This window comes from Streptococcus sp. KR (genome assembly GCF_002238115.1).
GTDB lineage: Bacteria > Bacillota > Bacilli > Lactobacillales > Streptococcaceae > Streptococcus.
The window spans coordinates 1-225 of record NZ_NGVM01000343.1 but is presented as its reverse complement, the minus strand read 5'-3'; the positions used below and the strand labels follow the sequence as shown (position 1 = coordinate 225).

General features: G+C 32.0%; 1 protein-coding gene. It reads left to right on the top strand.

Annotated elements, in window-relative coordinates:
* The coding region (locus CBI42_RS12220) for a protease pro-enzyme activation domain-containing protein (protein ID WP_256963852.1) at positions 1–225 on the top strand (225 nt) is incomplete at both ends.

Genomic DNA, 225 nt, shown 5'->3' with positions numbered 1-225 from the left:
CAAATAATCTTCAAGAATTCTTTCAACAGGCTATGGATGTAAATACTCCGGATAATTTGCAGTTCAAAAATTATTTAACACCATCAGATATTCAGTCAAAATATGGTCAACCATCAACTGTGACTAATAGTTGGAAGTCATACTTAAAGAAAAATCACTTACGAACTTTGGTGTATGACAACGGAATCCAATTAACTGTGACTGGAAAGGTAAAATACATTGATA